Origin of the sequence: Anabaena sp. CCY 9613 (assembly GCF_963920895.1) — a bacterium.
GTDB lineage: Bacteria > Cyanobacteriota > Cyanobacteriia > Cyanobacteriales > Nostocaceae > Cyanocohniella.
Genome location: NZ_CAWUDE010000040.1, coordinates 1 through 6,462, shown reverse-complemented (window position 1 = coordinate 6,462; position 6,462 = coordinate 1). Strand labels below are relative to the sequence as shown.

General features: G+C 43.1%; 5 protein-coding genes. 4 read left to right on the top strand and 1 reads right to left on the bottom strand.

Going from position 1 to position 6,462, the window contains the following annotated elements; all coding sequences use genetic code 11:
• The coding region (locus ACM0OT_RS23630) for a HEAT repeat domain-containing protein (RefSeq protein ID WP_414566812.1) at window positions 1–2,137 on the top strand (2,137 nt) is incomplete at its 5' end.
• 34 nt (window positions 2,138–2,171) lie between these two features.
• Here the strand turns inward: ACM0OT_RS23630 and ACM0OT_RS23625 are convergent.
• Window positions 2,172–2,636 (bottom strand): hypothetical protein, encoded by a 465-nt coding sequence (locus ACM0OT_RS23625; protein WP_414566811.1) that lies wholly within the window; start codon window positions 2,634–2,636, stop codon window positions 2,172–2,174.
• Window positions 2,637–2,772: 136 nt separating this feature from the next.
• On the opposite strand from ACM0OT_RS23625, the gene ACM0OT_RS23620 reads away from it, so the two are divergent.
• The 3 genes from ACM0OT_RS23620 to ACM0OT_RS23610 form a co-directional block, all read left to right on the top strand.
• Complete coding sequence (locus ACM0OT_RS23620) at window positions 2,773–4,047, top strand: RNA-guided endonuclease InsQ/TnpB family protein (RefSeq protein WP_414566810.1); 1,275 nt, start codon at window positions 2,773–2,775, stop codon at window positions 4,045–4,047.
• A gap of 199 nt (window positions 4,048–4,246) precedes the next feature.
• The gene (radC, locus tag ACM0OT_RS23615; RefSeq protein WP_414566809.1) at window positions 4,247–4,978 is read left to right on the top strand and encodes a RadC family protein; all 732 of its coding nucleotides are present in this window, start codon (window positions 4,247–4,249) and stop codon (window positions 4,976–4,978) included.
• 726 nt (window positions 4,979–5,704) lie between these two features.
• The coding region (locus ACM0OT_RS23610) for a pentapeptide repeat-containing protein (protein ID WP_414566808.1) at window positions 5,705–6,462 on the top strand (758 nt) is incomplete at its 3' end.

The window sequence follows — 6,462 nt, the reverse complement described above, 5'->3', positions numbered from 1 at the left end:
TGTCCCTGACATCCTCAATTTCCTCAAGGATGAAAAGGTTTCCTCCTCCGTTCGTGAGGGTGCGGCAGTAGCATTGGGCAACTTGGGAGACGCCGCAGCCAAGTATGTCCCTGACATCCTCAATTTCCTCAAGGATGAAAAGGTTTCCTCCTCCGTTCGTAGAAGTGCGGCATTGGCATTGGGCAACTTGGGAGACGCCGCAGCCAAGTATGTTCCTGACATCGCCAATATCCTCAAGGATGAACAGGTTCCCGTCTACCTTCGTAGTAGTGCGGCATCGGCATTAGGGAAGATAAAACAACTCAAGCTGGAAGAGGTTGTTATAGTTTTGAATTATATCTATGAGCCAAACCAGGGAATATTTGGGTCAGATACAGGAAACTTTGAATTTTGGCGGTTTTGGTCTTACTTTCTGAGTGGCGGCACAGATGACGTAAAAACGCTACTGACATGGCTGGGCAGACCTGATAAAAAAGTAATTCCTGAGAAACTTACCCACGATGAAGGCAAGAAAACGTTGGAGGTTTTTCTCAAAGCCTGGGAACCTAGTAAAGACCTAGAGAGACTCAGAGAAGATTTAGCAGAACAGATTTCCATAGTTGCCGAGAACAAAAAAGTTAATTGGAAATGGCAAGATATTGGTTTGCTACAATTCCACTACAACAACCTCAAAACTTTCTACCCTACTAAAGCTTATGCGGTGCAGTCACAGATAATTAGCCTTGAGGGTTGGCAGTGGTTTTTCAAAGCCAGAAACACCATCCTCATTCACATTACCTTTTGGCTTGCCCTCATCTTTGCCTACCCCAAATTTCCCCAAGTCCAAGCCATCTTCTTCTGGAACCCTTGGGTACGCCGTATCTTAGGCGTGGGTTACGTCGGCTTTCTCCTCACCTGGTTTCCCCCCTTCCGCCGCAAATTATTTGAACCCTTCAAACCTTCCCTATTAGCCGATGCTGGGTTAGATAATTTTAATGACCAATCATACTTCCCAGAATCCAGAGTCAAAGTTCCCGCTTCAGGAGACATCCTCCCCATAACCGCAGCCTTACCCAGCATTAAAGGACAAATTATCTTAGAAGGAGATTCCGGCTTAGGCAAGTCGATGTTTCTCCGTCATCTCTTGAAAACCTCCCAGCGCATAGTCGTTTATCTCCCCGCCCAGAAATGTGATAAAGGCGTAATTGAAGCCATCCAAGCCAAGCTACACGGCCAAGCCCAAGATGCTGGCTTCCTGAAAAACCTGATTTACAGTGGCGCCATAGATATCTGCATCGACGGACTCAACGAAGTCACCGCCGAAACCCGCGCCAAAATCTGCCAGTTTGTCGAAAGCTATTTCCGGGGCAACATTATCATGACTACCCAGCCATTAGAGTGGACACCCCCCTCAACGGCGAAGATATATAAATTGCAGCCCCTTGAGTCACAACAAATTCAAGAGTTTTTAATCTCCCGTCAGCCGCGACTCCCCAAAGATGCCAAAATTCAAGGTGCTGATTACACCCAAGCTTGCATCAATTATTTAATAGAAGCCCTCAAACAGCAGCAAGCTAAAGAAGAGTTAGATGGTATCCGCCGAATTCTTTCCAATCCAATGGATCTCACAGTGGTCGCGCTAATGCTATCACAAGGTAAACATCCAAACTTGTTTCGCCTGCAAGAACAGCAATACAACCTGATGGCGGCAGAATACCAGCAAGAATGGAAACAAGAATTTCCCCTCAAAAGATTTTCCGCCGCCGTCTACCAAATGCGACTCCAAGACAAACAAGCCTTACCCGCCGATGAATTTCACCAAGTTGTCATGTCTTTAGAAGACGAGAAATACAAAATGGTAGTTAGCCGTCAGTGGCAAGATGAAAAAGGCGAAGCCAAGAAAGAATGGTACTTCCGCCACGATAAAATCATGGATTTCTTTTTAGTGCAAAACTTTCTCGGCGAAAGTGATACAGCGGAAGAACTGCTAGTTGATAGAATGGGCGACCCTCGATTTCGTGGGGTTTATTTTTTGTTAGCAACGTTGCTTCCTTTAGATGCAGCCAAAGAACTGCGAGAAGATTTGATTCAATACGCGGCGGATACTAAAGACAATACGGTGAGTAATACCTTTGTGCAGTTGTTGCGAACTAGATAATTTTTAATTCGTAACTGGCAGGGAGTTTTCTCTATTACCCATTTCTTTCTCGTGTCAAACTATCAATAGCATCACCCAGGGCGGTAGTAAGGCTTTGGCGAGTTTGGGCGTGATTTTCTTGTTCGGTTTTCAAGGCTTGCTGTAGGCGATCGCGTTCTTTCATGATGGCGATTAGTTTAGTTTGCAAGTCTTCTATGGATTGGATTTGCTGAATTTTTTGTTGGGCTTCTGTGGTGGCTTTGCCGTCAACGAGTATACCGGATTCTAGTCCCTTGAGTTGGTGTATCTCTGCTTTGAGGGAGGCGATGGCTTGTTGGGCTAAATTAGCATCTGTGCGGCGTTGTTCGGCTTCGGTGTTATAGAGTTTACGCCATTTTTGGGCACTTTCCCAAGCCGTATGGCGATCGCGCTGCTGTTCTACTAGTTGTTGCTTGAGTGTTTGGATTTCTGTCAACCACTGTTGCGTTAAAGCCGTGCTTTGATCAATACCTTCTGTCATATTAATGCTCTTTTATATACTAGGATTTCAGTATTTATCAGAAAAATGGGTTTAAAATCCCGTGTTTCGCTTCCCGGCTTTAATTTACTAGAGCCAGGTTCTCCACTAAATATGTTAAAACAGTGGAATGCTAACCATGAATTACCGCTACCGAATCTATCCAAGCATCCCTCAAAAACAGACACTTCTTGAGTGGATGGATATTTGTCGCGTTGCCTATAACTATGGGCTGCGAGAAATTAAGGATTGGTGCAATAGCCGGAAATGCATGGTTGACAGATGCTCGATTAGCCATGAATATATCATGGCTGCGGATGCTCCTTTCCCTAGCGAAGTGCGCCAGCTTAATGCTTTGCCAAAAGCTAAAAAGGTATTTCCTCGATTGGGCGAAGTACCAAGCCAGGTTTTGCAGCAAGCACTCAAACAATTGCACCGAGCATGGGAGGGATTTCAAGAAATTGGGCATGGGTTCCCCAGATTTAAAAAATTTGGGCAATTCAAATCTTTGTTGTTTCCCCAGTTTAAAGAAAGTCCGGTAATTGGATTAAATATCAAACTTCCCAAACTGGGGTTGATTCCAATTAACTTGCATCGCCCAATTCCAAATGGATTTGTAGTTAAGCAAGTTCGGATAATTAACAAGGCGGATGTTTGGTATGCCTCTATCAATATCCAATGTGATGTTAATGTTCCCAATTCGATGCCACATGGACATCCGATTGGGGTAGATGTCGGGCTGGAAAAGTTTTTGGCAACTAGTGACGGCGTTCTTGTAAAGTCGCCCAAGTTTCTCAAAGTTATGCAAAGCCAGCTGAAATTGCTGCAACGCAGACTTTCTAGAAAAAAGAAGCGCTCTAAAAATTACGAAAAACAACGCATCAAAGTTGCTAGACTTCACCACACAATTGATAACACCCGCAAGGATTTTCATTTCAAACAAGCTCATGCCCTTTGTGATTCTGGTGATATGGTTTTCATGGAAGACCTAGATTACCGCACTCTGGCAAAAGGGATGCTGGGAAAACAGATGCTTGATGCTGGCTTTGGACAATTCCGAACCATAACCAAGTATGTTTGTTGGAAACGTGGTAAATTCTTTGGTGAAGTTAGCGCTAGGGGGACATCTCAACAGTGTCCTGAATGTGGCGCAGAAGTTAGAAAAGACTTGAGCGTTAGAGTGCATCATTGTCTTAGTTGCAATTATACGACTGATAGAGATGTTGCCAGTGGTCAAGTAATTAGAAACAGGGGTATATCCCTCATTAGTACCAATGGACAGTTGGGAATCCAAAACGCCTATGCAGACGGTTTGCCGGGGATTGAGTTTCCTCAATCTAGGTCAAAGTCGAAAACCCGTAAGGCTCGCCTTGAGCGCAGTCGAAAGGAAACAACTAGGAAATCTAAGAAGTGATTTTTAGAAGCTCCTCACCTAAAGGTCGGAGTGATGTCACGTATGACTAGGCGATCGTCGTCTTTAGCTGAGATACTGTTATCACATTGACTGGCAATTCTCAAAAATTAAAGATTTTTGCCTGAAGAGATGATTTGCAGCGTAAACAAGGGATAACTAAAGATAGTTCCTTCTAAGTGACTATTCTCTTAGTTGTTCTATGACCTATTGCCTCAGAATTGCCGATATCCCCACCAATGAGCGTCCGCGTGAGCGTTTGATGACCCACGGCCCCAAAATTTTAGCTACGGCTGAGTTAATTGCTATTCTTTTAGGCACTGGTCAAGGGCCAGGAAAACTGTCAGCCGTGGGTTTGGGTCAATATATCCTACAAGAATTGAGTAAACACCAACGTGATCCATTGGCAGTTCTGCGAGAAGTTACCCCGGCGGAATTAATGCAAATTCCTGGTATTGGCCCAGCAAAAGCCACAACTATTTTAGCGGCAATTGAATTAGGTAAACGCGCCTTTCAATTTCGTCCCACAGACAGTATACCTATTGATAACCCCATTGTGGCTGCGGCTGCACTCAGTCAAGACCTGATGTGGCAACAACAAGAACGTTTTGCTGTATTGCTATTAGATGTGAAAAATCGCTTATTGGGAACCCAAGTAATTACTATTGGTACCGCCACAGAAACCTTAGCATCTCCCCGTGACATTTTTCGAGAAGTCATCCGTCAAGGAGCAACACGAGCAATAGTTGCACATAATCACCCTTCAGGTAACGTAGAACCCAGCCAGGAAGATATAGAGTTGACACGCCAATTGTTAGCAGGGGCGCAACTTTTAGGTATTCCGTTATTAGATCACTTGATTTTGGGCAATGGTGATTACCAAAGCTTACGTGATATTACTAACTTATGGATTGAGTATCCCCAAGGAGATTAGGATGGTGTGAGATGGGCAGATGGCTTCAGTTAGGGACATCCAAAAATTAAATTACTCAATTCCTGCATCCAATACGAAGATCAGATTTCTTCTCCCCCTGCCACCCCTACTTATTGAGTCAATACTTTTTTCAATGGTAAATTACAATTTATACCACATACAATTTAATAATAATATGTAATATTTGAAAATGAAAATATTACTTTTATATATTAAAATTTGAGGTATTTTTGTACTGAATTACAGATATATTATTAATGGAGATTACAACGATTATAAATGTGAATATATTTTGTATTAACCAGAACTTACGTAACCCTAACGTATTTTCGTAGCGACCATAGGGAAGCAATCTCAAAGCCTTTATTTTCATGACGAGTGCGTAAGTCCTATTAACTTAATCACATCCAAAATCAAATCATGAATTATATAAAAAGACTATTGAATCATGGGTTAAGATTATTACTCCCGGTTCGCCCATTTTTTCGGGAGTTAGAAGAAAGACTACTCAGGGGTAAAAGATTGACCACCAAGTTGGGTATAAATAGTGGTTGGAAAGCCTAGTAAAACAAGAATACGCTGCTGTAAGGGTGAAAGAGCAGTCAAATGAGCATAAACTTCGTTCTTAACCTCAATCAACAGTAGCGTGATTTCTTTAAAGGCTGGCAGGAAGTGAAGAATGTCTGATGAGTTGATTACCACGCTTGCAAACCGATAGGTATGACCATGACAGAGCCGCAAACGCCAGAAGCGAAAGATATAAAAACGAGTGGTGGTAATTACAACGAGCAGATTGGGAAACACTATATTCATGCAGAGACAGTAAATATTTATGAAACGGCTCCTAACCTAAGCGAGCCAAGCAAACACAACGGGAAAGTAATAGCAAGTCAAAAGCAACTAGCATTTGCGATCGCAGGCAGTGTTAATGAAGTTGACCAGTCGAAATTAAAAGCTATTCTTGCACTGTTACAAAAGATTTCTGGTGATGCTTCTATAGAAATTATTCGAGTTGAGGAAGGCAGTATCAGAATTATTCTTAATGGTTCAGATGAAGGTTTAGAAAGAATAAACGAACTATTTGAATCAGGGGAACTAACTGAAGTATTGGGTACTGCTGTTGAGTACGTTGAATTAACAGAATTAGATGAAAAATCTCGTTTGATTCAAGATATTTTCCACAATGGAGCTAGCAGTCAAAATCTGAGCAATGCTGACCTGAGTGGAGCCGACTTGAGTTATGCCAACCTGAGTGGTGCCAACCTGATTATTGCTGACTTGAGTCGTGCTAACTTGAGTCGTGCTAACTTGAGTCGTGCCAACCTGATTATTGCCAACCTGATTATTGCCAACCTGATTAGTGCTGACTTGAGTGGTGCCAACCTGATTAGTGCCAACCTGAGTGGTGCTGACTTGAGTGGTGCTGACTTGAGTGGTGCCAACCTGAGTGGTGCCAACCTGAGTGGTGCCAACCTGAGTGGTGC